The following is a 21,247-nucleotide window of genomic DNA, read 5'->3' on the forward strand; positions in this document are numbered from 1 at the left end:
TGGCCGGTGCTGTTAACCGGCCAGCAGGAGTAACCACCATGCCCCCTTCGAACCAGGCTGTCAGCCTGCTCGAGCAGATCAACAGCGTCGAGTTGCAGAGTCCCCAGGAGCGCTCTGCGGTGTCCCTGGAGTCGCGCCTGATCGAGGCCCTAGCCGGTTCCGTGGTGGATTCGACGGGGCAGGTCGATGCTATCTGGCAGATACTCAACAGCCCGGATGTCACCCATCCGGAGCGATTGGCGCTGCTGCAAGAGCGGCTTGGGCAGTACAGTGTCGACATCAACCTGCTCAATACCCTGGTGCGCAAGGCCGTGGGTACCGCAGAAACCCTGCTACGCTCGTCATGAAAGCGTATGCCTGGCTTCTGCTCCTTTGCGTGGTCCTGGCGGGCTGTCGGCAACCCGATCTGCTCGAGGGGCTCGACCAGCACCAGGCCAATGAGGTGCTGGCGGTGTTGCAGCGCAACAACATTGGAGTGACCAAGCAGGACAACGGCAAGGCCGGCTACAGCGTCAAGGTGGCCAGGATCGATTTCCCGGCGGCGGTGGACCTGCTGAACCTCTATTCCCTGCCGTCCAGGCCACGCCTGGAAGTGGCCGAGCTGTTTCCCGCCGATTCCCTGGTTGCCTCTCCACGGGCGGAAAAGGCCCGTCTCTACTCGGGCCTGGAACAGCGGCTGGAACAATCGCTGAGCCTGCTCGAGGGGGTGGTATCGGCGCGGGTGCACGTCAGCTACGACCTGGATGCTGGCGATGGCGGGCGCAAAGCCTTGCCGGTGCACCTGTCGGCCTTGGCAGTGCATGAGCGCGATGTCGAGCCGGGGTTGCTGATCAGTGATATCAAGCGCTTGCTGAAGAACAGCTTCGCCGCGCTCGAGTACGAACATATTTCGGTGGTGCTCAGTCGTCGCGCGCCCATCCAGCATGTGGCACCGACAATCGCCGAGCCGCAGGGCGGTAACCAGTGGCTGCCTGGCGTGGTGTTGGTCGCGACCCTGGGGCTGTTGGCCGTCGCTGGCGGCCTCTACCACCTGCGGACCAGGCCCGCGCGATGACGGACGATCTGGATGAGTGCCTGCGGCAGATTCTCTGGCAGCCGTTGGACTATCTCGCCTGCGCGCGCCTGGACCTGGCTGACGCGTTCGAGGCCGAGCCGGCACGACAGGCGCTCAATCGCCTGCTGCTGGAGGGGCTGCAGTTGCCCATGACGGCGGCGCTATCTGGCCCATTGGCGACTGCCTGCGTACGCCAGTGGCAAGACTTGCCGCATATCGCCCGGTTGATGGGCGCACAGCGTGTCTGGCCGGAGTTGGCGCGAGGCGCGCGAATGGGACAGTTGCCGGCCCAGGTGCGGGATTTCGCCCGTTGTAACATTGGTCACCGCCTGGCGCTGGAACTGAGTGGCGAGTGTCCGTTGCTGCAACAGGTGGATGGTGTCGGCCTGGCCCACTTGCGGGCGTTCAGCGAGGTATTGCCGGCGGCCCTGCTTGAGCGGCTGGTACTGCTGTTTCCCGAATCGGTGGTCGCCTGGCAGGCCCGCTTGCCCGCCGTGGCCGCTGATCCCGCACTGTTTTTCCTGGCCGCACAGCATGTTCGACGCCTTGCGTAACCTGGGTGAGTGGCCGGTTGCCGACTCGGACAGGGTGCACATCCGCCGCGAGGAACTGGCGACGGTCCGGCGCTGCCGGGTGTTGGAACTTGAGGCCCGGCGCCGTGCCCGTGACTTGCTCGACGAGGCACAAAGGCAAGTCGAGATGATCCAGGCTGCAGCCTTTGCCGAGGGCTATGGCGAGGGGGTGCTTCAGGCGGCGGTCGATCTGGCACGGGGCTTGTGTGCGTCCCAACGCCTGGCTGACCAGTTGCACCGGCAGATGGCCGAGGCGGTCCGGCAACTGCTGAAGCACCTGTTGGAGGACCCGCGCTGGTTCGACGAGATGCTGGAGCATTGGCTGGCGGAGCAGGCCGATACTTCAAGGATGACCTTGCAGGTGCTGCTGCCCCAGCGTTATCGGGGACGGGTGGCGATCCTGCGTGAGCAACTGGAAGGGCTGGGGGTGGCCTCGGTCAACTTCGAGTTCGCGGATGAGGAGCGGCATGTGGTTCGCCTGGATGAGCAACTGTTCGAGTTCGAACTCGAGTCTGCCCGGGAACAGCTGGCGCCGCGGGTGCTGGGCCGCCTGGCGGGCCTGCCCGGAAGCTCGCGCGAGTTGGACGAGCAGGCACGGCAAGCCCTGGCAAGACTGGTCGCGACCTTCTCCGAAGGTCGTGAACCGGTGCAGGAGGAAATCGATGATGGGGATTGAAGGTAAGCTGGGAACCCCTCGGGTCACCGCTTCGCCACAGGCTCCGATCTTCACCCTGGAGCAGCGTATGGCCGAAGCCTTGCCACCGGAGCCGGGTTTCGAGGATTTCTACCTGCGTTTGCTGGAACTGTCTGGCCTGGGGGAGCAGGAGATCCTGCAATTCATCAGCACCTACCGCGGCAGTGGTGAAGGCCGGCCGGCCTACCTTACCGTCAATGAGCAATTGACGGTCGTCGGACAGGCCCTGGCACGGTTCAAGGAGGACGGATTGGCAGGCTCGGCCCAGGAGCGTGAGCTGCGTGGGGTGATGACCCGTCTGCTTGGCAGCAGCCTGTTCATCAGCCAGTACATGCACCAGATATTCCAGCAGCAGGATGACGATAGTTGGCAAAACGCAGACTGGTGACCTCGCTTGTCTGGGAACTGCCCGGCTATAATGACCGGCTCAATTCGCCGCCATCCGAGTCAAGTCCGCCCATGTATAACCTGGCCCGCCAGCTGCTGTTCAAACTTTCCCCGGAAACCTCCCACGATTTGTCCCTGGACCTGATCGGTGCGGGAGGTCGCCTGGGACTCAACGGCCTGCTGTGCAAGGCGCCCGCGGCGAATCCGGTGACCGTCATGGGTTTGAACTTCCCCAATCCGGTGGGCCTGGCGGCGGGGCTGGACAAAAATGGCGCGGCCATCGACGGTTTCTCCCAGTTGGGTTTCGGTTTCGTTGAAATCGGCACGGTCACGCCACGACCGCAGCCAGGCAACCCCAAGCCACGGATCTTCCGCCTGCCCGAGGCCACGGCGATCATCAATCGCATGGGTTTCAACAACCTCGGGGTGGACAACCTGCTGGCCCGGGTTCGTGCCTCGCGCTACAGCGGTATCCTCGGGATCAACATCGGCAAGAACTTCGACACTCCGGTGGAGCGCGCGGTCGACGACTACCTGATCTGCCTGGACAAGGTCTACGCCGATGCCAGCTATGTCACGGTCAACGTCAGCTCGCCGAATACCCCCGGCCTGCGCAGCCTGCAGTTCGGCGACTCGCTCAAGCAGTTGCTCGAAGCCCTGCACAAACGCCAGCAGGAGCTGGCCACGCAGCACGGCAAGCATGTACCCCTGGCCATCAAGATCGCCCCGGACATGACCGACGAGGAAACCGTACTGGTGGCCCAGGCCCTGCTGGAATCGGGCATGGACGCGGTGATCGCCACCAACACCACCCTGAGCCGGGTTGGCGTCGAGGGCCTGGAGCATGGTGACGAGGCCGGTGGCCTGTCCGGCGCGCCGGTACGTGAGAAGAGCACCCACACGGTCAGGATCCTCGCGGCGGAACTGGCAGGGCGCCTGCCGATCATCGCCGCAGGCGGGATTACCGAGGGGGAGCATGCGGCCGAGAAAATCGCTGCCGGGGCCAGCCTGGTGCAGTTGTACTCGGGCTTCATCTACAAGGGCCCGGCGCTGATCCGCGAATCGGTGGACGCTATCGCGGCCTATCGTCGCTGAAACCGGACGGACGGTGAATCACAGGCATTAAAAAGGGCTCCACCTGGAGCCCCTGGGCCGAAGCCCGCCGCCCGGATGGGGCGCGCTTGGTTAAATCGTCATGCTCGAATTGTGATGTCGGAATGTGCCCTGATCAGCCGACAGCGTGAAGTTCGTTGAGTCTGTGGATGCCCGCGGTGCCGGTCATACCGTCCCAGTTGTCGCCACGTCCTTCTCGCCAGCCGTTGATCCAGGCTTGGCGTACCGACGGTAGAGTAAAAGGGCAAAGCTCACGGGATTTGCCGTTAACGCCGTATTGATATCCGCGTAAAAACGCTCTTTCCAACGGATCACGCTTGAGTCTTCTCATAGGGTGTTGCCCTCACTGGTTGACTGTTATATGTCCCGTCGACCTCTCATGGAGGTCGCGCAGATTGCCTTGCTCTGCATCTGCTTGGTGCTCGCTGCCGGCGTGGCGAGCTCCGCTCCGTACGTAACGACCCGACACGCGTTGGTCGGCGTGTTTCGTCCGGGGCGGGATGTTGACGCCATTGCGACGTCAACCTGAGTTGATTTCTAACCAATGCGCGGTGGTGTGTGAATGATCGTTTTGTCATAAGGACGTAACGATATGAGTGTTAAGGCCATAAGATTGGCTGGCCATTTGCTCGGTCAGCGGCAGAAAATCCAGCTATCATCAGCCCTTGCATGAACAATGAGTCCAATTCGCCACTGTGAATACCGACCCCTTGTACTCAGGTATTATTCGACGAAGGGTCACGATGTGACCTTTTGTTACGGAAAGATTGACCTGCTCCGGCGTCCAAATGTGTTTGACCCCTGCTTTTTCAGCATTAGGGCAAGCAATCCAGCCGGGGTGGAATGGCGCAACGGTGCGCTACACGGGCACTCTTCAAGAAAAGTGCTCGATCAAAACCGAGCGGGCGATGCGTCGCCCGTTCATTGACTGCTCAAAGCCCTGGAACTCCCATGTCCGATCGTTACGAACTCTTCCTCACTTGCCCCAAAGGCCTTGAAGGCCTGCTCCTCGAGGAAGCCATCGGGCTTGGCCTTGAGGAAGCACGCGAGCACACCTCGGCCATTCGCGGCCAGGCCTCCATGGAGACGGCCTATCGCCTGTGCCTCTGGTCGCGCCTGGCCAACCGTGTGCTGCTGGTGCTCAAGCGCTTCCCGATGAAGGACGCCGAGGATCTCTACCATGGGGTCCTTGATGTCGACTGGCAGGACCATATGCTCGCCGATGGTACCCTGGCGGTGGAGTTCAGTGGCCATGGCTCGGGTATCGATAACAGCCATTTCGGGGCGCTCAAGGTCAAGGACGCGATCGTCGACAAGTTGCGCACGCCGTCCGGCGCCCGTCCGAGCATCGACAAGCTCAGCCCGGACCTGCGCATCCACCTGCGCCTGGACCGTGGCGAAGCAATCCTCTCCCTCGATCTCTCCGGGCACAGCCTGCACCAGCGTGGCTATCGCCTGCAGCAGGGCGCCGCGCCGCTCAAGGAAAACCTTGCGGCAGCGGTGCTGATCCGTGCCGGCTGGCCGCGTATTGCCGCCGAAGGCGGTGCCCTGGCCGACCCGATGTGCGGCGTCGGTACCTTCCTGGTAGAGGCGGCGATGATCGCTGCCGATATCGCGCCGAACCTCAATCGTATCCACTGGGGCTTCGATGCCTGGCTGGGTCATGTGCCGGCCGTGTGGAAAAAGGTCCATGCCGAAGCCCAAGCCCGTGCCGAGGCCGGCCTGGCCAGGCCGCCACTGTGGATCCGGGGTTATGAAGCCGACCCGCGACTGATCCAGCCGGGCCGCAACAACGTCGAGCGGGCGGGCCTGAGCGACTGGATCAAGATCTACCAGGGCGAGGTCGGTACCTTCGAACCGCGTCCGGACCAGAACCAGAAAGGCCTGGTGATCTGCAACCCGCCGTACGGCGAGCGCCTGGGCGATGAGGCGAGCCTGCTCTATCTTTACCAGAATCTTGGCGAGCGCCTGCGCCAGGCTTGCCTGAACTGGGAGGCGGCGGTGTTCACCGGCGCACCGGACCTGGGCAAGCGCATGGGTATCCGCAGCCACAAGCAGTACGCGTTCTGGAACGGCGCGTTGCCGTGCAAGCTGCTGCTGATCAAGGTTCACCCGGATCAGTTCGTCACCGGCGAGCGGCGTACTGCCGAGCAACGCCAGGTCGAGCGTGAACTGGCCGAGGCGGGCGAGGAAACCGCTATCGCGGCACCGGCCAGCGAGCCGGCGCGCCTGAGCGAGGGCGGGCAGATGTTCGCCAACCGCCTGCAGAAGAATCTCAAGCAACTGGGCAAGTGGGCCAAGCGCGAAGGTGTCGATTGCTATCGTGTCTACGATGCCGACATGCCGGAATACTCCCTGGCCATCGACCTGTACCACGACTGGGTTCACGTCCAGGAATATGCCGCGCCCAAGTCGGTCGATCCGGAAAAGGCCCAGGCCCGCCTGTTCGATGCCCTGGCAGCGATTCCCCAGGCGCTGAACGTCGACAAGAGCCGGGTGATCATCAAGCGCCGCGAGCGTCAGAGCGGCACCCGCCAGTACGAGCGCCAGGGCGCCCAGGGCAAGTTCACCGAGGTCCATGAAGGCGGGGTCAAGCTGCTGGTCAACCTGACCGACTATCTGGATACCGGGCTGTTCCTCGACCACCGGCCGATGCGCCTGCGGATCCAGAAAGAGGCGGCCGGCAAGCGCTTCCTCAACCTGTTCTGCTACACCGCGACCGCCAGCGTGCACGCGGCCAAGGGGGGCGCGCGTACCACGACCAGTGTCGACCTGTCGAAAACCTACCTGGATTGGGCACGGCGCAACCTGTCGTTGAACGGCTTTTCCGACAAGAATCGCCTGGAGCAGGGCGATGTGATGGCCTGGCTCGAAGGCAACCGCGACGAGTTCGACCTGATCTTCATCGATCCGCCGACTTTTTCCAACTCCAAGCGAATGGAGGGCGTCTTCGACGTCCAGCGTGACCATGTGCAACTGCTCGACCTGGCTATGGCCCGCCTGGCGCCAGGTGGCGTGCTGTACTTCTCCAACAACTTCCGCAAGTTCCAGTTGGAGGAAAACTTCACCACGCGCTATGCCGTCGAGGAAATCAGCAGCCAGACCCTGGACCCGGACTTTGCCCGCAACAGCAAGATCCACCGCGCCTGGAAAATCACCGCCCGCTGATCCGGTAGATGCCTCGGAGCCACGATTTTTGCGGGCTCCGAGGTCAACGGAACTGGCTAATCTACTGGCTAATAGCTATAACTCAATCGAAGCCAAAGTGATGTAAACACGCCGGTGTGATGAGTTGTCGCCTATGTCGTCGCATGCCGTACGCCCCAAGATTCTTGGCTTTATCAGCGAAGACGCTTCCGCGTGGCTGGTCGCCCTGCTGGTGCTGCTGGCCGGTGGGGTACTGACACTGCTGCTGGCGGTGGAAACCCGCAATCTTTATCAGCGCCAGTTGCAACAGCGTTTCGAACTGTTGGCCAACGAACGCTTCAGTCGCATCGAGGAGCGCTTTGGCGACCAGGTGCAGCGGCTCGACAGCCTGCGGCGCTTTTTCGTCAATTCCGACGTGGTCTCCCGCCGCGAGTTCGCCGGTTATGCCCAGCCGTTGCTGCTGCGTACCCAGGCCTACGCCTGGGCGCCACGGGTCGGTGGCCGCGCCAGGGAGCTGTTCGAGCGGCGTGTCCGTGCCGAGGGGCTCACCGACTTTGCCATTCGTGAACTCGATGCACAGGGCCATTTACGCCTGGCCGGCGTGCGCGATGAGTACGTGCCGGTGCTCTACAGCGAGACGCAGAGCCCGCTGGGCTCTCCGCTTGGCTACGACCTGCTGGCACAGCCCCTGCGCCGGGGAACGCTGGAGCGGGCCCGCGACTCGGGCCTCATGGCCATTTCGCAACCGTTGAACCTGGTGGGTGTCGAGCCAGGTTACGACCGGGGCGCTTTGCTGGTGGCTCCGGTGGTGATGCCTATGGCGGTCGGCCAGCCACAACCGGGGCCCCTCGGCTATGTGCTGGCGGTGATCAGCATGCGCCAGTTGGTGGCTGACGGCTTGCCGGAGCAGAGTCACGACAACCTTTCGGTGCGCATTCTCGACCTGTCGACCGAAGGCGAGCACGAGTTGTTGTACCAGTCACTGAATCCGCCGGTGGAAAGCTCATTGGGCGCAGTGCGCCTGTTGCGCCTGGCCGATCGTGACTACCAAGTGAGCATCAGCCCCAGCGAGGCCTTCATTCAAACCAATCATTCGTCAGTGGCCAGCCTGGTGGTGCTGGGTGGGCTGTTGAGCCTGCTGCTCAGCACCTTGCTCTACAACCTGGTCAGCCAGCGCCAGCGTGCCCTGCGCCTGGTGGAACAGCGGACCGCGCAGTTGCACGGGCGCGACCTGCTGCTGGAAAAACTCTGCGCCAACGTTCCCGGCAGCATCTACCAGTACCAGCTCAACCTCGATGGCAGTTCGCACTTCGTCTATGCCAGTGCTGGCACTGCGGATACGTTCGAAGTCGATGTCCAGTTGCTGCAGGAGGACGCCGGGCCGGCATTCGACCGTGTTCATCCGGATGACCTGGCGGAGCTGCGGGCGTCGATCCAGGTTTCGGCCTTGCAGCTCGAGCCCTGGCGCGAGGAATTTCGCGTGATCCTGCCGACACGCGGGGTACGCTGGCTACGGGGTGAGGCCTTGCCCGAGCGTTTGCCTGATGGTGCGGTGCTCTGGCATGGCTATCTCTCGGATATTTCCGATCTCAAGCGGGTCGAGGAGGAGTTGCGAGCCTTGTCGGTTACCGATTCCCTGACCGGTATCTACAACCGGCGCTACTTCCAGGAGCGGCTGGGCGTCGAGATGGCGCAGGCTCAGCGTGGCCCCGGCAAGCTCTCGGTGATCATGCTCGATATCGATCATTTCAAGCGGATCAACGACCAGCACGGCCACGCCGAGGGCGATCGGGTACTCAAGGAACTGTGCCTGCGGGTTGGCCATCGACTGCGCCGAACCGATGTGTTCTGCCGCCTGGGCGGCGAGGAGTTCATGGTGCTGTGCCCCAATACCGATGCCGGGCAGGCCGGTACCCTGGCGATGGAGCTGTGGCTGGGGCTGCGTTGCGCGCCGTTCGAGCGGGTCGGGCAGGTGACGGCCAGCTTCGGTATCGCCAGCTGGCGGGTCGGCGAGGGCGCCGATGCGCTGTTGCTGCGTGCGGACTTGGGGGTGTACCTGGCCAAGCAGAATGGCCGTGACCAGGTAACGGTGGAGCAGGACTGAGACCTGGATGGATCAGTCGTCCGCCTTGGCCGGTCGTGGCTGGCGATACAGGTCCAGCAGGACTTGGTCCAGGACCGCCGAGGCGCCCCAGGGTTTCGGATCGTTGAGAATCGCCACCACCGCCCAGGTCGTGCCATTGCTGTCGCGGCTGAAACCGGCAATCGCCCGCACGGTGTTCAGGGTACCGGTCTTGATATGCGCCTCACCCGACATCGCCGTGTGCTTCAGGCGTTTGCGCAGGGTGCCGTCCATGCCGGCGATTGGCAGCGAGCTGATGAACTCGGCGGCATAGGGGCTTTTCCAGGCCGCCTGCAGCATGCTCGCCATTTCCCGCGCGCTGACCCGCTCGGCGCGGGACAGGCCGGAGCCGTTTTCCATCACCAGGTGCGGGGCGGTGATGCCTTTCTGTGCCAGCCACTGGCGGATGACCCGCTGGGCGGCCTTGGCATCGTCGCCGTCGGCATCGTTGCGGAACTTCGCGCCCAGGCTGAGGAACAGCTGCTGGGCCATGGTGTTGTTACTGTACTTGTTGATGTCGCGGATGATTTCCGCCAGGTCCGGCGAAAACGCGCGGGCCAGGAGCTTGGCGTCCTTGGGTACCACATCCTGGCGATCCTTGCCCTGGATGCTCCCGCCCAGTTCCTGCCAGATGGCCCGCACGGCGCCTGCGGTGTAGGTCGGGTGATCGAGCAGCGACAGGTAGGTCTGCGAGCTGCAGCCCTCGGCCAGTTGGCCGCTGACGGTGACGGTGGTCGTGCCATCGGCCTGGGCTACCGGGTTGTAGCGCACGTCACCGCTGCACTGCTTGGCGTTGATCACCTTGACCTGGTTATCGATGTGGATACTGGCGATGGGCGGTTCGACCGAGACCAACACCTTGCCCGAGTCGTTGCGGGCGACGAAGCGCAGCGCCTTGAGGTTCACCAGCAGGGCATCGGGCTTGACCAGGAACGGGCGGTTTTCGTCGTTGCCATCGTCGTCGAACTCCGGCAATTGTTGCGGGGGGATGAAGAAACTGCGATCGAGAACCAGGTCGCCGGTCACCTGGGTCACGCCGTTGGCCCGCAGGTCACGCATCAGCAGCCAGAGCTTTTCCATGTTCAGTTTGGGGTCGCCGCCGCCCTTGAGGTAGAGGTTGCCGTTGAGGATGCCATCGCTCAGGGTGCCATCGGTGTAGAACTCGGTCTTCCACTGGTGATTGGGGCCGAGCATTTCCAGGGCGGAATAGGTGGTGATCAGCTTCATCGTCGAAGCGGGGTTTACCGACACGTCGGCATTGAACACTGTCGGGGTGCCGGGGCCGTCGAGCGGCATCATGACCAGCGACAGGGCGTTGTCCTGCAACTTGTTGGCCTTGATGGCCTGCTGCACCTTGGGGGACAGGGAGGTGTTGACGGGGGCGGCATGGGCGGGAGCTGTGTAAACGTAGAGTGCCGCGGGGAAAAGAAGACCTGCGAGTACCAATGGACGCAAAGATTTGATCATATGAAATAAAGCCCTACAGCCGAGGGGGAAATACGAGGGCATGAATAAAAAAAGCCCTCAACGGTCATGAAAGTGACGGCATTATGCACCAGGCTGGTGATATTGGGGGGCAGCCGGTTGTGGCGTTGGCGCGATTTTTTCCTGTCGTTCGGTCGGAGTTATGCACTGGTCCGGGCAATTGCGCCCTTAAACTGCTAAAGTGCCGGCCGTTATCAATTTTGAGGATTTGTTTCATGGCGACCAACCGTTCCCGGCGTCTGCGCAAAAAACTGTGCGTTGATGAGTTTCAAGAGCTGGGTTTCGAGCTGAACCTGGATTTCAAAGAAGACCTGAGCGAACAGGCTATCGATGCTTTCCTCGACGCTTTCCTGAAAGAAGCCATGGAAGCCAACGGTCTGGGTTATGTCGGTGGCGATGACTTCGGTCTGGTCTGCCTGATCAAGCGTGGCTCGGTTTCCGAAGAGCAGCGCGCTGCCGTCGAAGCCTGGCTCAAGGGCCGCAGTGAACTGACCTCGGTTGAAGTCAGCCCGCTGCTGGACGTCTGGTACCCGGAAAAGCCGCTGAATCCGGTAGCCTGATGCTATTCGGGCATTCGCCCGAGGCACGAAAAAAAGGACACGCCAGAGCGTGTCCTTTTTTTTGTCCATTTGCCCCATCCTGAATAAGGTTTACACCTTCTGAGCTATGTTTCAGGAGGACGTAATGGAAACGTGTGTTTGACGCAATTCCTTAGTAGGAGCCGGCTCGCTGGCGATCCGCCGAAGGCGGCCATTCCCCGCCAGCAATCGTTCACATTCCCCGTCAGTCGTAGATAGCCTTCTTCTTCCAGTCCGCCTCGACTTCCTTGAGCCCCTGGGTCAATTCGTTCACATCATCCTCAGCTGGCTGGGAAGTCGCCAGTACCATCGCATTGGCCCGCGCCAGCAGTTTTTCCATCAGTTGCAACTGTTCGGCATAAACCGCCGGCTCCGGTTGCTTGCGCAGGTACTGCGCACCCCGTTCGAAGGCCAGGCGGGCTTGTCCCGGCTGTTCCTGCTGCAGGGCCTGTTGCCCGAGGTTGTTGAAGAACTCGATATGCAGCAGTACCAGAATGTGGCGAACCTCGCGGATCCATTGCTTGGCTTCATTGGCAGGCAGGAAGCCTTCCTGTGCGGCGCGGGTGATCTGGCTGTGCAGGGCCTCGAGCAGGAAACGGATGTCCTTGGCCCTGGCTTCGGTCTGGATCGGCGCCTGTGGATTGTTGATGGCGATCGATTCGCCCTGGGCGATCATGCCGTTGAGCTCTTCGATCCGCGTCTTGAGGCGCTCGTTACCCTTTTCCATGTTCAGCAGGCGCTGAGTGACGTTGAGTTCCAGGCGCGTCAGCAGCAGCTTGAGCCCAGGGCTCATGAATTGGCCGGGAAAGGTTTCGGTGAGTTCGCCGCAGCGGCGCAGGCGATCGCTGAGTTCAACCTTGAGACGAGCCTTTTCCAGCTTGCTGTTCTCGGACACATGGTTGAGGAAGACAATCGCGATCAGGAGGAAGATCCCGGCTGCGACCAGCAGGGTGATCATGAGTGGTGTCACCGTTAAGACCTCTTCAAGGTGTAGTGCAGATTCAGTGTAGTGGCTTGGCGTTGTTGCCGATAGCGTTGAATGACGTGCTGCACGGTGCCAGAGCGCTTCTCTATAAGATGTGTGCACATTGCCACTATTTAGGCCGGCGGACTATAGCGTCTTGTCGCGCGCCAGAATACAGGCGTCAAACCTTGCGCGCTAGAAAGGCTCCCGCAGGCCTGTAAAGCAGGTCGAAGTCATTGATTTAAATAAATTTATCTTTGGGGGTTGACGACCCTGCGAACCATCCATAGAATGCGCGCCACTTGCAGCGTAAAGCACACAGCGAAACGCAGCAGGGAGTGAATGTTGTAGTGTGTCCCCTTCGTCTAGTGGCCTAGGACACCGCCCTTTCACGGCGGTAACAGGGGTTCGAGTCCCCTAGGGGACGCCAATGCGGGAATAGCTCAGTTGGTAGAGCACGACCTTGCCAAGGTCGGGGTCGCGAGTTCGAGTCTCGTTTCCCGCTCCAATTTTAAACGATTCTGCTTTCGAGCAGGGTCGAGTGAAACCAGGATCAAATCCTCGGATGCGATGCTGGACACCGAAACACACACCATGTGTTCCGGGTAGCGTGTCCCCTTCGTCTAGTGGCCTAGGACACCGCCCTTTCACGGCGGTAACAGGGGTTCGAGTCCCCTAGGGGACGCCATTTGCGGGAATAGCTCAGTTGGTAGAGCACGACCTTGCCAAGGTCGGGGTCGCGAGTTCGAGTCTCGTTTCCCGCTCCAAATTAAACAAAAACGCCGCTCAGCAATGAGCGGCGTTTTTGTTCGTGTTCATTTTTTCGGTTCGTCTCGATCAGTACAGGGATAACCAACGGGGCAGGCATTTGTTGCCTGTCCTACCCCGTGGTCGCGCTCAGAGTTTCGGCAACTGCCCGATACGCCCCATCATCTCGGTGACGATCTGCAGGTCTAGCTGGAACTGTTCGACGGTCTTGAACTCGTTGTCGGTATGCCCGGTGTACTTGACCTCTGGCCGGGCCAGGCCGAATTGCACGCCGTTGGGCAGCTCATGGACCGAAGTGGCGCCAGCGGACGTGCCGAACTTGTGCGGCATGCCGAGGTTTTCGCTGGCGACCGCCAGCAGGGCCTTGACCCATTCACCCTCGGGATTGCGATACATCGGCTCGGCGATCTTGTAGTCGAAGTTCACCGCCACATGGCTTTTCTTGCTCCAGGCTGCGAGCTTGTCGGCGATTTCGGCCTTTAGAACCTCCGGAGTCTTGCCCTTTGGTACCCGCAGGTTCACCGCCAGTTTGAAGGCTTTTTCATCCAGGCCGACATAGGTCAGCGAGGTGGTCAGTGGCCCCATGAAATCATCGGAGAAACCGACACCCAGCTTGCCACCCAGATAGTCCAGGCCCCAGTTGTCGGCCGCGTAGAGGGCCGCGTCGGTGATGTGGTTGTGCTTGAGGGCGATCTTACCGCCCAGGCTGTTGATGAAATCCAGCATCCGCGCCACCGGGTTGACCCCCGATTCAGGCTCGGAGGAGTGGGCGGATACGCCGGTGACGGTCAGGATGACGTCCTTGCCGGACACCTTGGCGCTCACTTCGAAATTGCCGCCATGCCGCTTGATGTAGTCAGCCCCGGCCTTCTGCAGGCTGGCCGCCAGTTCGGTGGGTTTGTCGGTGACCAGGGTGGCGACCGAGGCCGAGGGAATCTGGTTGGTTGCCAGGCCGCCGGTCAGTGCGACGATTTCAGCACCTTGGCCCTCGGCGGTGCGTCGGGCAAAACTGGCCATGACGGTGCCGTAGCCTTTTTCGGCGATCACCACCGGATAGCCACCATCCAGCGCCAGGTTGTAGTCGGGCGTCGGGTTGCGTTCGAAGTAGTAGGGGATGGCATCGCCGCTGGTTTCTTCGGTGGTGTCGATCAGCAGCTTGAAATTCCTCGCCAGCGGCAGTTTCTCTTCCTTGATGATTTTCATCGCGTACAACGCCACTACGATGCCGTTCTTGTCATCCTCGGTGCCGCGGCCATACATGCGGTCGCCGATCAGGGTGATCTTGAACGGATCAAGGCGAGTGCCGTCCTTCAACACCCAGTTCTCCGGTGTCACCGGTACCACGTCGGCGTGAGCGTGAATGCCTACGACCTCCTTGCCGCTGCCCTCAAGGGAAATCTCGTAGACGCGGTTGTCGATATTGCGGAAGTTCAGGTTGAAGGACTGCGCCAGATTCTTGATCTTGTCGGCGATTCTGATGAGCTCCGGGTTGTCGTGCTGTGCCACGCCGTCGACCTGGAAGGTCGGTATCTCCACCAGCTCACGCAAGGTTTCGGTGGCGGCCTTGCCGTATTTCACCCGTGCATAGAGGCCAAGCAGGCGATGGATCTCGTTCTGCTGTTCCGTAGACAGGCTCTTGTTGTCGAGAAAAGCATTGATGGCCGGGCCCAGCCCGACGGTCTTCGCCAACTCGCTTTTGCCCAGGTGGCCGAGGAACTGCCGGAAATCCGTGACCGAGGTATTGCCGAAGGATTTGAGGACCGCCTCGTTCTGCTGTGCGCTGAGGTTGGCGAAGGCAGGTACGGTGATTGCCGAAAGGCTGGCCAGTAGTGTGGCGCAGGCCAGTTTCTTGAGTGCGAAGTTCATTGCGGGAGGCATTCCTTTGCAGGTGGGAAGTGAGAAAATTCTGATCGATAAGACAAAAACCTCCCCACGCTACCACCACAGAGACGTAATACGGGAGGCTTTGACGGAGGATTTTTCGCAGAAGGGCTCGCGTCCAGCAGGCCGCTCTGTTGTCTATCCGCATGCTCTCGCTGATGGATTCATGTTAATCCTTCAGGAAATTCAGAATCGCCGTGCTGGTTTCCTCGGTCTTCTCCTCCAGCACAAAATGTGCGCTGTTTTTTATGATCAGGGACTGAGGCTTTTCGGCAATCTGCGGCATCTGCTCTGCCAGTGTTTTACCGCGGGAGTGCTCTCCACCTATCGATAAGACTGGCATCGTGAGTTTTTTCCTGGCGTACGCCTGATTGTCGGGTGCGTCATTTGTCGTCCATGTCGAATAAAGCGCAAACGCTGCCTTCATCCGTTCTGGTCGTGCGTAACCCTTGGCCAATGCGTCCCTATCCATTTCGGGAACGGAGGGGTTTCCGGGAAAGACAAAATCATTCCAGAACATATCCACATAGATGCGCTCACGTCCTTTAATCAATTGCAAGGCAGTGTCGCCAAAAAATCGAAAGTGCCACTTTCCTGGGCGACCGTCATAGCCTTGTTCCCAACCTGGAATGCCGGGTAAAAAAGAATCCATGAGTACCAGTTTTTTTACCTCGGCCGGAAACTGCGCCGCATACAGGTAGGCAATGTTGGTACCGATATCGTGACCTACTATCGCCGTTTCCTTGAATCCGAGACTGTGCATGAGCGCTTGCATGTCTTGGGCCATGGTTTTTTTATCGTAGCCGGCTGTGGAAACGGAAGACTCACCGGCGCCACGAAAATCCGGAACCACAGCGGTGTAGCCCTGGCTGACCAACTGTCCCATCAGCAGCTTCCAGTTTCGCCAGTCCCCCGGAAAGCCATGTATCAGCAATACGGGCTTTGTCCCGTCGCCGGCGATCAGATAATGCATTCGCATACCGTTGATGTCGGCAAATCCATGCTTGAATCGCTCGCCTTCGATCACTTGCGATCTTCCGCTCTCGGTGGCGGAGGCTGTGTTGACAGCACAGAGATAAAAACTGGCAGCAAGCGCGGCTGTTTTTGCAAGGCGTAGAGTTATCAATGTTCATTGATCCCTTGATAGATGCACCGGTCTCTGCAAGAGAGCTTTGACTTTCTGCGGTGCAAACATGAGGGCGGTTCTGATCATCTGCTGAACAGATCTGCACGGTGTTTATGCCGCATTATGGTCATTGGCACTTCTTTAACTACGCCTGGTTTCTGAATATAGCAGGTCGGTGCAATTGTAGAGCTATATTCTCGTGTGAGTAGTTACGCTGAGATCCAGTACGCATACAGGTGAGAGTGGTGTGGATGATGTTTTAAACTTTGTCGGGGTTGTTTTGGGGAGCGTACCATTAACTGTTTTTTATGTTCGGGTTCGAATATTTCTGAATATTTTGAGTTACATGGAGTAAAAGTGTCGTGTTGGAGCGATCGCCCGTGACAACGGTTGACCAGTGACTACAGCGACAGCATCAATCTTCCGGCAAACAGGATCAGCACCACCCCCATGCTGCGTTCGAACCAGTGGCCCATCTTCAGGAAAGCCTGGCGCACCCGCTCGCTGGAAAACAGCAGGCTGACCAGGATAAACCACAGCGCATTGACGGCGCACATCCACAGTCCGTAGAGCGCCTGGATCTCCAGCGGTGTCGAGGTACTGACTACCGTGGTGAAGATCGCCAGGAAGAACAGCGTGGCCTTGGGGTTGGTAGCGTTGGTCAGGAAGCCTGTCGAGAAGGCTTTCAGCAGGCCTTGGCGTGGTGCTTCGTCCGTCGCCGGCGTGGCGATGTCCGGGCGGGCCGCCTGCGGTTTGCTCCTGAGCAGGTTGATGCCCAGGTAAAGGATGTAGCCGGCACCGACGGCCTTGGCGACGTGCAGCAGCCAGGGCGCGCTGTTCATCAGTGCGCCGACGCCGAGCAGCGTGTACAGCACATGCACCGAGATTCCCGCGCCGATACCGACGGCGGTCAGCAGCCCGACCAGGCGGCCGAAGCGTACGCTCTGGCGGATGGTCACGGCGAAGTCCGGGCCGGGGGCGACCACGGCGAGGAAATGAATGGTCGCCAGGGCAATGAATTCATGGAGGTACTGGGAATGCATGACGGTTTCCAGAGCGAGAGGTCTTTGAGGGGAATTGGCGATCAGCCTTGTCGGTGGCCAGTATAAAAATGGCCTGGACATGTGATAATCCGTTCAAATCTCAATGGACTTGTGCGTCATGAGCATCAATCCTCCCCTGGCGTTGCTCGGAGAAATGGCGATCTTCGTCAAGGTGGTCGAGACCGGCAGCTTTTCCGAAGCGGCGCGCCAGCTCGGCTCATCCCCCTCGGCCGTCAGTCGCTCGATTTCCCGTCTGGAAAAGGCCCTGGCGACCCGTCTGCTGCAGCGCACCACGCGCAAGCTGCGCCTGAGCGACAGCGGTGAGGAAACCTTCAAGCGCTGCCGGGAGATGGTCAATGCGGCCCGCTCGGTCATGGAGATCAGCGGCCAGTACACTGATGAGGCCCAAGGCCTGGTACGGGTCAGCGTGCCCAAGGCGGTCGGGCGTTTCGTCGTGCATCCGCATATGCCGGCGTTCCTGCGGCGTTATCCACAGGTGGATGTGCAGATGATCCTGGAGGACCGCCCTGTCGACCTGATCGAGGATAATGTCGACTTGATCCTGCGCATCACCGATCACCCGCCGGTCGGCCTGGTGGGGCGCCAGTTGATGCCCATCGAGCACTTGCTGTGCGCAACCCCGCAGTACCTGGCCGAGCATGGCCTGCCGCAGCATCCCCATGATCTGCTGGAACACAGTTGTATCTACCTGGGGGACACGCCCAATGATTCGCGCTGGAAGTTCAGGCGCGGTGGCAAGACGGTGACGGTCGGGGTGAGTGGACGTTATGCGGCCAATCACACCGGTGTGCGACTGGATGCGGTGTTGCAGCATATCGGTATTGGCAGCCTGCCGTATTTCACGGCGAAGCACGCATTGGAACAGGGCTTGATCGTGCAGGTATTGCCGGCCTGGACTTTCCTGGCCTCGTACCACGGTGGCTTGTGGCTGCTGTATCCACCAACGCCTTACCAGTCCCCAAAGTTGCGGGTGCTGATCGACTACCTGGTGGAGTGCCTGGCGAGGGAGCCGACCCTGAAGTCGGCGCAGACCTCGACATGACCTTGAACCTGAAGGCGCCACGGACCTTGTAGGAGGCGGGCTTGCCCGCGAAGCCCTTGAGGACGCTCAAAGCTTCGCGGGCAAGCCCGGCGCCTACAGGATGGCGTCAAGCCAAAGGAGGGGAAACTCGGAAATCAGTGCTTGCTGTCGTGATCCGACAAAGCCAGCAATTGCTTTTCCTGGTTCCAGTCGAACGGTTCGTCGTTCTGTTCGGCTTCGTAGCGGCGTTCTTCCAGGGCCTGGTACATGTCCAGTTCCTCGTCGGGCATGTAGTGCAGGCAATCGCCACCGAAGAACCACAGCAGGTCACGCGGCACCAGGTGGGCAATCTGCGGGTAGCGCTGGATTACCTGGCATAGCAGGTCCTGGCCCAGGTACTGGCTTTCGATCGGGTCGACCGGCAGTTGTGCGCGCAGTTCATCGAAACGCTCCAGGAACAACGCGTGGCTTTCCTCGGGCACCTGTTCGGCTTCGCCGACGGCGACCAGGATGCTGCGCAGGTGGTCGAGCAGGACCAGATGATCGGCAAGTACGTTGGACATGGCAGGGGCCTCAAGAACAAAAACAGGCGCGGGAGTATAAAGCTCCACACGCCTGTTGTCCCGTCGGGTGCGATGGGGCGACGGACGGGGCGTCGCCTTGGCAGTGTCAGCGCACCTTGCCGGCGCTCGGGCTGAGTTCCTCCTTGCTGAAGTCGTCGACGTCGATCACCTTGCGCCGTGCCGCTTCGGCCTGGTGCAGGCTTTGCGCTTCACGTGGTTGCAGCACCCCGGCTTCCAGGCCGGCGTCGATCGCCGATTCGCCGGGAGCCGGATCGAACTGACCGTTCTTGAGCGCCGTGTGCAGTTTTTTCCGCGACTCATGGCTGGCATTCAGCAGGTCCTGGGCATGCTGCAGTGCGCCCACCGGATCGTCCGCCGATTGTGGGCGGTAGCAGCCGGCGAGGATCGCCTCCAGGGCCGGATCGCCCTTGGCTCGGCCAAGTATGGCGGCGACTTCGGCGTCCAGCGCATCCGACGGCCCGGTGTGCCGGCGACCGAACGGAAACACGATGACCCGCAACAGGCAGCCGAGCACGCGGCTGGGGAAATTGCGCAGCAGTTCGTCCAGCGCGCGCTCGGAGTGGCCGAGGCTTTCTTCCATGGCCCAGGCGAGCAGCGGGTCGAGTGCCTCCGGCGAATCCAGGTCGTGGTAGCGCTTGAGTGCCGCCGAGGCCAGGTAGAGGTGGCTGAGTACATCGCCCAGGCGGGCCGACAGGCGCTCGCGGCGTTTCAGTTCGCCACCGAGCAGCATCATGCTCAGGTCGGCCAACAGTGCGAAGGCCGCCGCCTGGCGATTCAGTGCACGGAAGTACTTCTGGCTCAGGCGGTTGCCCGGTGCCGCTTCGAAATGCCCGAGGCCGAGGTTCAGCAGCAGGGTGCTGCCGGCGTTGCCCACGGCAAAGCCGATATGCCGCAGCAGCAGGCCATCGAACTCCTTCAGCGCCTGGTCGTGGTCCTCGCGGGCGGCCAGGGCCATTTCCTTGAGTACGAACGGATGGCAGCGAATCGCGCCCTGGCCGAAGATCATCAGGTTGCGCGACAGAATGTTTGCGCCTTCCACGGTGATGAAGATCGGCGCGCCTTGCCAACTGCGGCCCAGGTAGTTGTTGGGGCCCATGATGATGCCCTTGCCGCCATGCACGTCCATGGCGTGGCCAATGCATTCACGGCCGCGCTCGGTCAGGTGGTACTTGAGGATCGCCGACAGCACCGAGGGCTTCTCGCCGAGGTCCACGGCGTTGGCGGTGAGCATCCTGGCGCTGTCCATCAGCCAGGCATTGCCGCCGATTCGCGCCAGGGCTTCCTGGATGCCTTCGAAGGCCGCCAGCGGTACGTTGAACTGCTCGCGAACCTGGGTGTACTGGCCGGTCACCAGGCTGGTGAACTTGGCCGCGCCGGTGCCCACCGCCGGCAGGGAGATCGAGCGCCCCACCGACAGGCAGTTCATCAGCATCATCCAGCCCTTGCCGAGCATGTCCCGGCCGCCGATGAGGTAGTCCAAGGGAATGAACACATCCTTGCCGGCGTTCGGGCCGTTCATGAAGGCGGCGCCCAGCGGCAGGTGGCGCCGGCCGATGTCGACGCCAGGCGTATCGGTGGGAATCAGCGCCAGGCTGATGCCCAGGTCCTCTTCTTCACCCAGCAGGTGATCCGGGTCATGGGCCTTGAAGGCCAGGCCGAGCAAGGTCGCGACGGGCCCGAGGGTGATGTAGCGCTTCTCCCAGTTCAGGCGCAGGCCGATGACTTCCTCGCCGTTCCAGTCACCCTTGCAGATTACCCCGGTATCGGGCATCGCGCCGGCGTCGGAGCCTGCCAATGGCCCGGTCAGGGCAAAGCAGGGGATGTCGTCGCCGCGAGCCAGGCGTGGCAGGTAATGATTGCGCTGTTCTTCGGTACCGTAGTGCAGCAGCAGTTCGGCAGGGCCGAGGGAGTTGGGGACCATCACGGTGGAGGCGAGGTCGCCACTGCGGGTCGCCAGCTTCATCGCCACCTGGGAGTGGGCGTAGGCGGAGAAGCCCTTGCCGCCGTATTCCTTGGGGATGATCAGGGCGAAGAAACCGTGCTGCTTGATATGCGCCCAGGCTTCGGGCGGCAGGTCCATGTCCTGGCCGATCTGCCAATCGCTGACCATGGCGCAGAGCTCTTCGGTCGGGCCGTCGATAAAGGCCTGTTCCTCTTCGGTCAGTTGCGCCTTGGGATAGGCCAGCAGCTTGTCCCAGTCCGGGCGGCCACTGAATAGTTCACCATCCCACCAGACCGTGCCGGCATCGATGGCATCGCGTTCGGTTGCGGACATCGGTGGCAGCACCTTGCGGAACCAGGCGAACAGCGGGGCGGTTAAGAGCCGGCGCCGCAGGTCGGGCAGCAGCAGCGGTACGGCGACTGCCGCAAGGACCAGCCACAGCACCAGCATCAGCCCGCCTGGCGCATGACCGAGGGTTCCCATCGCCAGGAGGTACACGGCCACCACGCCCAAGGCGGGCAGGGCGGCGATGCGCCGGTGTGCCAGGTAGGCGACGCCGAGCAGCAGGACCAGTATCCACAACAGCAACATATTCAATCCTCCGTGAGACAGGGCAAAAATACTTCAGAGCTTAGTCGGCATCTGGCGAGCCGGATGTCGAGGCTGTGTGTCCAAATCTGTGGGAGCGGGCATCCGGGCCAGTGTCATCCGCGGTTGCTCGCAAGAAAGGCGCAGTGGGTCTGTG

General features: G+C 61.3%; 18 protein-coding genes and 4 tRNA genes. 14 read left to right on the plus strand and 8 right to left on the minus strand.

What is annotated here, in order from left to right:
• Nucleotides 1-38: 38 nt before the first annotated feature.
• The 6 genes from sctI to AC6I6U_RS12485 all read left to right on the plus strand — a co-directional run bounded on the left by sctI (nucleotide 39) and on the right by AC6I6U_RS12485 (nucleotide 3,802).
• Nucleotides 39-347 carry a type III secretion system inner rod subunit SctI gene (gene sctI, locus AC6I6U_RS12460; RefSeq protein ID WP_497882235.1) on the plus strand — a complete coding sequence of 103 codons (309 nt, stop codon included), beginning with the start codon at nucleotides 39-41 and terminating at the stop codon, nucleotides 345-347.
• Nucleotides 344-1,054, plus strand: a complete 711-nt coding sequence (locus AC6I6U_RS12465) for an EscJ/YscJ/HrcJ family type III secretion inner membrane ring protein (protein WP_497882236.1) — start codon at nucleotides 344-346, stop codon at nucleotides 1,052-1,054. Before sctI ends, AC6I6U_RS12465 begins: the two co-directional genes overlap by 4 nt.
• Nucleotides 1,051-1,608 carry an OrgA/MxiK family T3SS sorting platform protein gene (locus AC6I6U_RS12470; protein WP_497882237.1) on the plus strand — a complete coding sequence of 186 codons (558 nt, stop codon included), beginning with the start codon at nucleotides 1,051-1,053 and terminating at the stop codon, nucleotides 1,606-1,608. The genes AC6I6U_RS12465 and AC6I6U_RS12470 overlap by 4 nt, the downstream gene beginning before the upstream one ends.
• Nucleotides 1,589-2,302, plus strand: coding sequence for an invasion protein OrgB (locus AC6I6U_RS12475; protein WP_497882238.1), 714 nt, complete (start codon nucleotides 1,589-1,591; stop codon nucleotides 2,300-2,302). The genes AC6I6U_RS12470 and AC6I6U_RS12475 overlap by 20 nt, the downstream gene beginning before the upstream one ends.
• Nucleotides 2,289-2,708: a hypothetical protein gene (locus AC6I6U_RS12480; protein ID WP_497882239.1), complete on the plus strand. Its 420-nt coding sequence runs from the start codon at nucleotides 2,289-2,291 to the stop codon at nucleotides 2,706-2,708. Before AC6I6U_RS12475 ends, AC6I6U_RS12480 begins: the two co-directional genes overlap by 14 nt.
• Before the next feature lie 71 nt (nucleotides 2,709-2,779).
• Nucleotides 2,780-3,802: a quinone-dependent dihydroorotate dehydrogenase gene (locus AC6I6U_RS12485; RefSeq protein WP_497882240.1), complete on the plus strand. Its 1,023-nt coding sequence runs from the start codon at nucleotides 2,780-2,782 to the stop codon at nucleotides 3,800-3,802.
• Between the two features lie 133 nt (nucleotides 3,803-3,935).
• Here the strand turns inward: AC6I6U_RS12485 and rmf are convergent, their stop codons facing one another.
• Complete coding sequence (rmf, locus tag AC6I6U_RS12490) at nucleotides 3,936-4,151, minus strand: ribosome modulation factor (protein WP_010448881.1); 216 nt, start codon at nucleotides 4,149-4,151, stop codon at nucleotides 3,936-3,938.
• Nucleotides 4,152-4,771: 620 nt separating this feature from the next.
• On the opposite strand from rmf, the gene rlmKL reads away from it, so the two are divergent.
• Nucleotides 4,772-6,988, plus strand: a complete 2,217-nt coding sequence (rlmKL, locus tag AC6I6U_RS12495) for a bifunctional 23S rRNA (guanine(2069)-N(7))-methyltransferase RlmK/23S rRNA (guanine(2445)-N(2))-methyltransferase RlmL (protein ID WP_497882241.1) — start codon at nucleotides 4,772-4,774, stop codon at nucleotides 6,986-6,988.
• A gap of 133 nt (nucleotides 6,989-7,121) precedes the next feature.
• Nucleotides 7,122-9,071 (plus strand): sensor domain-containing diguanylate cyclase, encoded by a 1,950-nt coding sequence (locus tag AC6I6U_RS12500; protein WP_497882242.1) that lies wholly within the window; start codon nucleotides 7,122-7,124, stop codon nucleotides 9,069-9,071.
• Nucleotides 9,072-9,083: 12 nt separating this feature from the next.
• Here the strand turns inward: AC6I6U_RS12500 and dacB are convergent, their stop codons facing one another.
• Nucleotides 9,084-10,556 (minus strand): D-alanyl-D-alanine carboxypeptidase/D-alanyl-D-alanine endopeptidase, encoded by a 1,473-nt coding sequence (gene dacB, locus AC6I6U_RS12505; protein ID WP_497882243.1) that lies wholly within the window; start codon nucleotides 10,554-10,556, stop codon nucleotides 9,084-9,086.
• A 233-nt stretch (nucleotides 10,557-10,789) separates the two neighbouring features.
• Between dacB and AC6I6U_RS12510 the strand changes: the two genes are divergently transcribed.
• Complete coding sequence (locus AC6I6U_RS12510; protein ID WP_017901935.1) at nucleotides 10,790-11,134, plus strand: YggL family protein; 345 nt, start codon at nucleotides 10,790-10,792, stop codon at nucleotides 11,132-11,134.
• Between the two features lie 223 nt (nucleotides 11,135-11,357).
• Here AC6I6U_RS12510 and AC6I6U_RS12515 read toward each other — a convergent pair whose 3' ends face one another.
• A complete protein-coding gene (locus AC6I6U_RS12515) occupies nucleotides 11,358-12,122 on the minus strand; it encodes a hypothetical protein (protein WP_497882244.1) in 765 nt (254 codons plus the stop codon).
• A gap of 348 nt (nucleotides 12,123-12,470) precedes the next feature.
• Between AC6I6U_RS12515 and AC6I6U_RS12520 the strand changes: the two genes are divergently transcribed.
• The 4 genes from AC6I6U_RS12520 to AC6I6U_RS12535 all read left to right on the plus strand — a co-directional run bounded on the left by AC6I6U_RS12520 (nucleotide 12,471) and on the right by AC6I6U_RS12535 (nucleotide 12,883).
• A tRNA-Glu gene (locus tag AC6I6U_RS12520) sits at nucleotides 12,471-12,546 on the plus strand.
• Between the two features lie 2 nt (nucleotides 12,547-12,548).
• A tRNA-Gly gene (locus tag AC6I6U_RS12525) sits at nucleotides 12,549-12,624 on the plus strand.
• 104 nt (nucleotides 12,625-12,728) lie between these two features.
• Nucleotides 12,729-12,804, plus strand: a tRNA-Glu gene (locus tag AC6I6U_RS12530).
• Between the two features lie 3 nt (nucleotides 12,805-12,807).
• Nucleotides 12,808-12,883, plus strand: a tRNA-Gly gene (locus AC6I6U_RS12535).
• A gap of 130 nt (nucleotides 12,884-13,013) precedes the next feature.
• Here AC6I6U_RS12535 and AC6I6U_RS12540 read toward each other — a convergent pair.
• From AC6I6U_RS12540 to AC6I6U_RS12550, 3 genes are all read right to left on the minus strand, one after another.
• Nucleotides 13,014-14,750 (minus strand): dipeptidase, encoded by a 1,737-nt coding sequence (locus AC6I6U_RS12540; RefSeq protein WP_497882245.1) that lies wholly within the window; start codon nucleotides 14,748-14,750, stop codon nucleotides 13,014-13,016.
• Between the two features lie 184 nt (nucleotides 14,751-14,934).
• Entirely contained in the window at nucleotides 14,935-15,891 is a 957-nt protein-coding gene (locus AC6I6U_RS12545; protein WP_497882246.1) for an alpha/beta fold hydrolase, read from the minus strand.
• A gap of 401 nt (nucleotides 15,892-16,292) precedes the next feature.
• Complete coding sequence (locus AC6I6U_RS12550; protein WP_497882247.1) at nucleotides 16,293-16,934, minus strand: LysE family translocator; 642 nt, start codon at nucleotides 16,932-16,934, stop codon at nucleotides 16,293-16,295.
• A gap of 118 nt (nucleotides 16,935-17,052) precedes the next feature.
• On the opposite strand from AC6I6U_RS12550, the gene AC6I6U_RS12555 reads away from it, so the two are divergent.
• The gene (locus AC6I6U_RS12555; RefSeq protein WP_497882248.1) at nucleotides 17,053-17,997 is read left to right on the plus strand and encodes a LysR family transcriptional regulator; all 945 of its coding nucleotides are present in this window, start codon (nucleotides 17,053-17,055) and stop codon (nucleotides 17,995-17,997) included.
• Between the two features lie 134 nt (nucleotides 17,998-18,131).
• Here the strand turns inward: AC6I6U_RS12555 and AC6I6U_RS12560 are convergent, their stop codons facing one another.
• Both AC6I6U_RS12560 and AC6I6U_RS12565 read right to left on the minus strand, forming a co-directional pair.
• The gene (locus AC6I6U_RS12560) at nucleotides 18,132-18,539 is read right to left on the minus strand and encodes a PA2817 family protein (RefSeq protein WP_497882249.1); all 408 of its coding nucleotides are present in this window, start codon (nucleotides 18,537-18,539) and stop codon (nucleotides 18,132-18,134) included.
• A gap of 106 nt (nucleotides 18,540-18,645) precedes the next feature.
• A complete protein-coding gene (locus AC6I6U_RS12565) occupies nucleotides 18,646-21,093 on the minus strand; it encodes an acyl-CoA dehydrogenase (protein ID WP_497882250.1) in 2,448 nt (815 codons plus the stop codon).
• Between the last annotated feature and the right edge of the window lie 154 nt (nucleotides 21,094-21,247).

Source organism: Pseudomonas sp. UTLPPB19802, from assembly GCF_059730225.1.

Coding starts and splice junctions, on each gene's coding strand:
- sctI (WP_497882235.1), top strand. CDS start 39: ATGCCCCCTTCGAACCAGGCTGTCAGCCTGCTCGAGCAGATCAACAGC.
- AC6I6U_RS12465 (WP_497882236.1), top strand. CDS start 344: ATGAAAGCGTATGCCTGGCTTCTGCTCCTTTGCGTGGTCCTGGCGGGC.
- AC6I6U_RS12470 (WP_497882237.1), top strand. CDS start 1,051: ATGACGGACGATCTGGATGAGTGCCTGCGGCAGATTCTCTGGCAGCCG.
- AC6I6U_RS12475 (WP_497882238.1), top strand. CDS start 1,589: ATGTTCGACGCCTTGCGTAACCTGGGTGAGTGGCCGGTTGCCGACTCG.
- AC6I6U_RS12480 (WP_497882239.1), top strand. CDS start 2,289: ATGATGGGGATTGAAGGTAAGCTGGGAACCCCTCGGGTCACCGCTTCG.
- AC6I6U_RS12485 (WP_497882240.1), top strand. CDS start 2,780: ATGTATAACCTGGCCCGCCAGCTGCTGTTCAAACTTTCCCCGGAAACC.
- rmf (WP_010448881.1), bottom strand. CDS start 4,151: ATGAGAAGACTCAAGCGTGATCCGTTGGAAAGAGCGTTTTTACGCGGA.
- rlmKL (WP_497882241.1), top strand. CDS start 4,772: ATGTCCGATCGTTACGAACTCTTCCTCACTTGCCCCAAAGGCCTTGAA.
- AC6I6U_RS12500 (WP_497882242.1), top strand. CDS start 7,122: ATGTCGTCGCATGCCGTACGCCCCAAGATTCTTGGCTTTATCAGCGAA.
- dacB (WP_497882243.1), bottom strand. CDS start 10,556: ATGATCAAATCTTTGCGTCCATTGGTACTCGCAGGTCTTCTTTTCCCC.
- AC6I6U_RS12510 (WP_017901935.1), top strand. CDS start 10,790: ATGGCGACCAACCGTTCCCGGCGTCTGCGCAAAAAACTGTGCGTTGAT.
- AC6I6U_RS12540 (WP_497882245.1), bottom strand. CDS start 14,750: ATGAACTTCGCACTCAAGAAACTGGCCTGCGCCACACTACTGGCCAGC.
- AC6I6U_RS12550 (WP_497882247.1), bottom strand. CDS start 16,934: ATGCATTCCCAGTACCTCCATGAATTCATTGCCCTGGCGACCATTCAT.
- AC6I6U_RS12555 (WP_497882248.1), top strand. CDS start 17,053: ATGAGCATCAATCCTCCCCTGGCGTTGCTCGGAGAAATGGCGATCTTC.
- AC6I6U_RS12560 (WP_497882249.1), bottom strand. CDS start 18,539: ATGTCCAACGTACTTGCCGATCATCTGGTCCTGCTCGACCACCTGCGC.
- AC6I6U_RS12565 (WP_497882250.1), bottom strand. CDS start 21,093: ATGTTGCTGTTGTGGATACTGGTCCTGCTGCTCGGCGTCGCCTACCTG.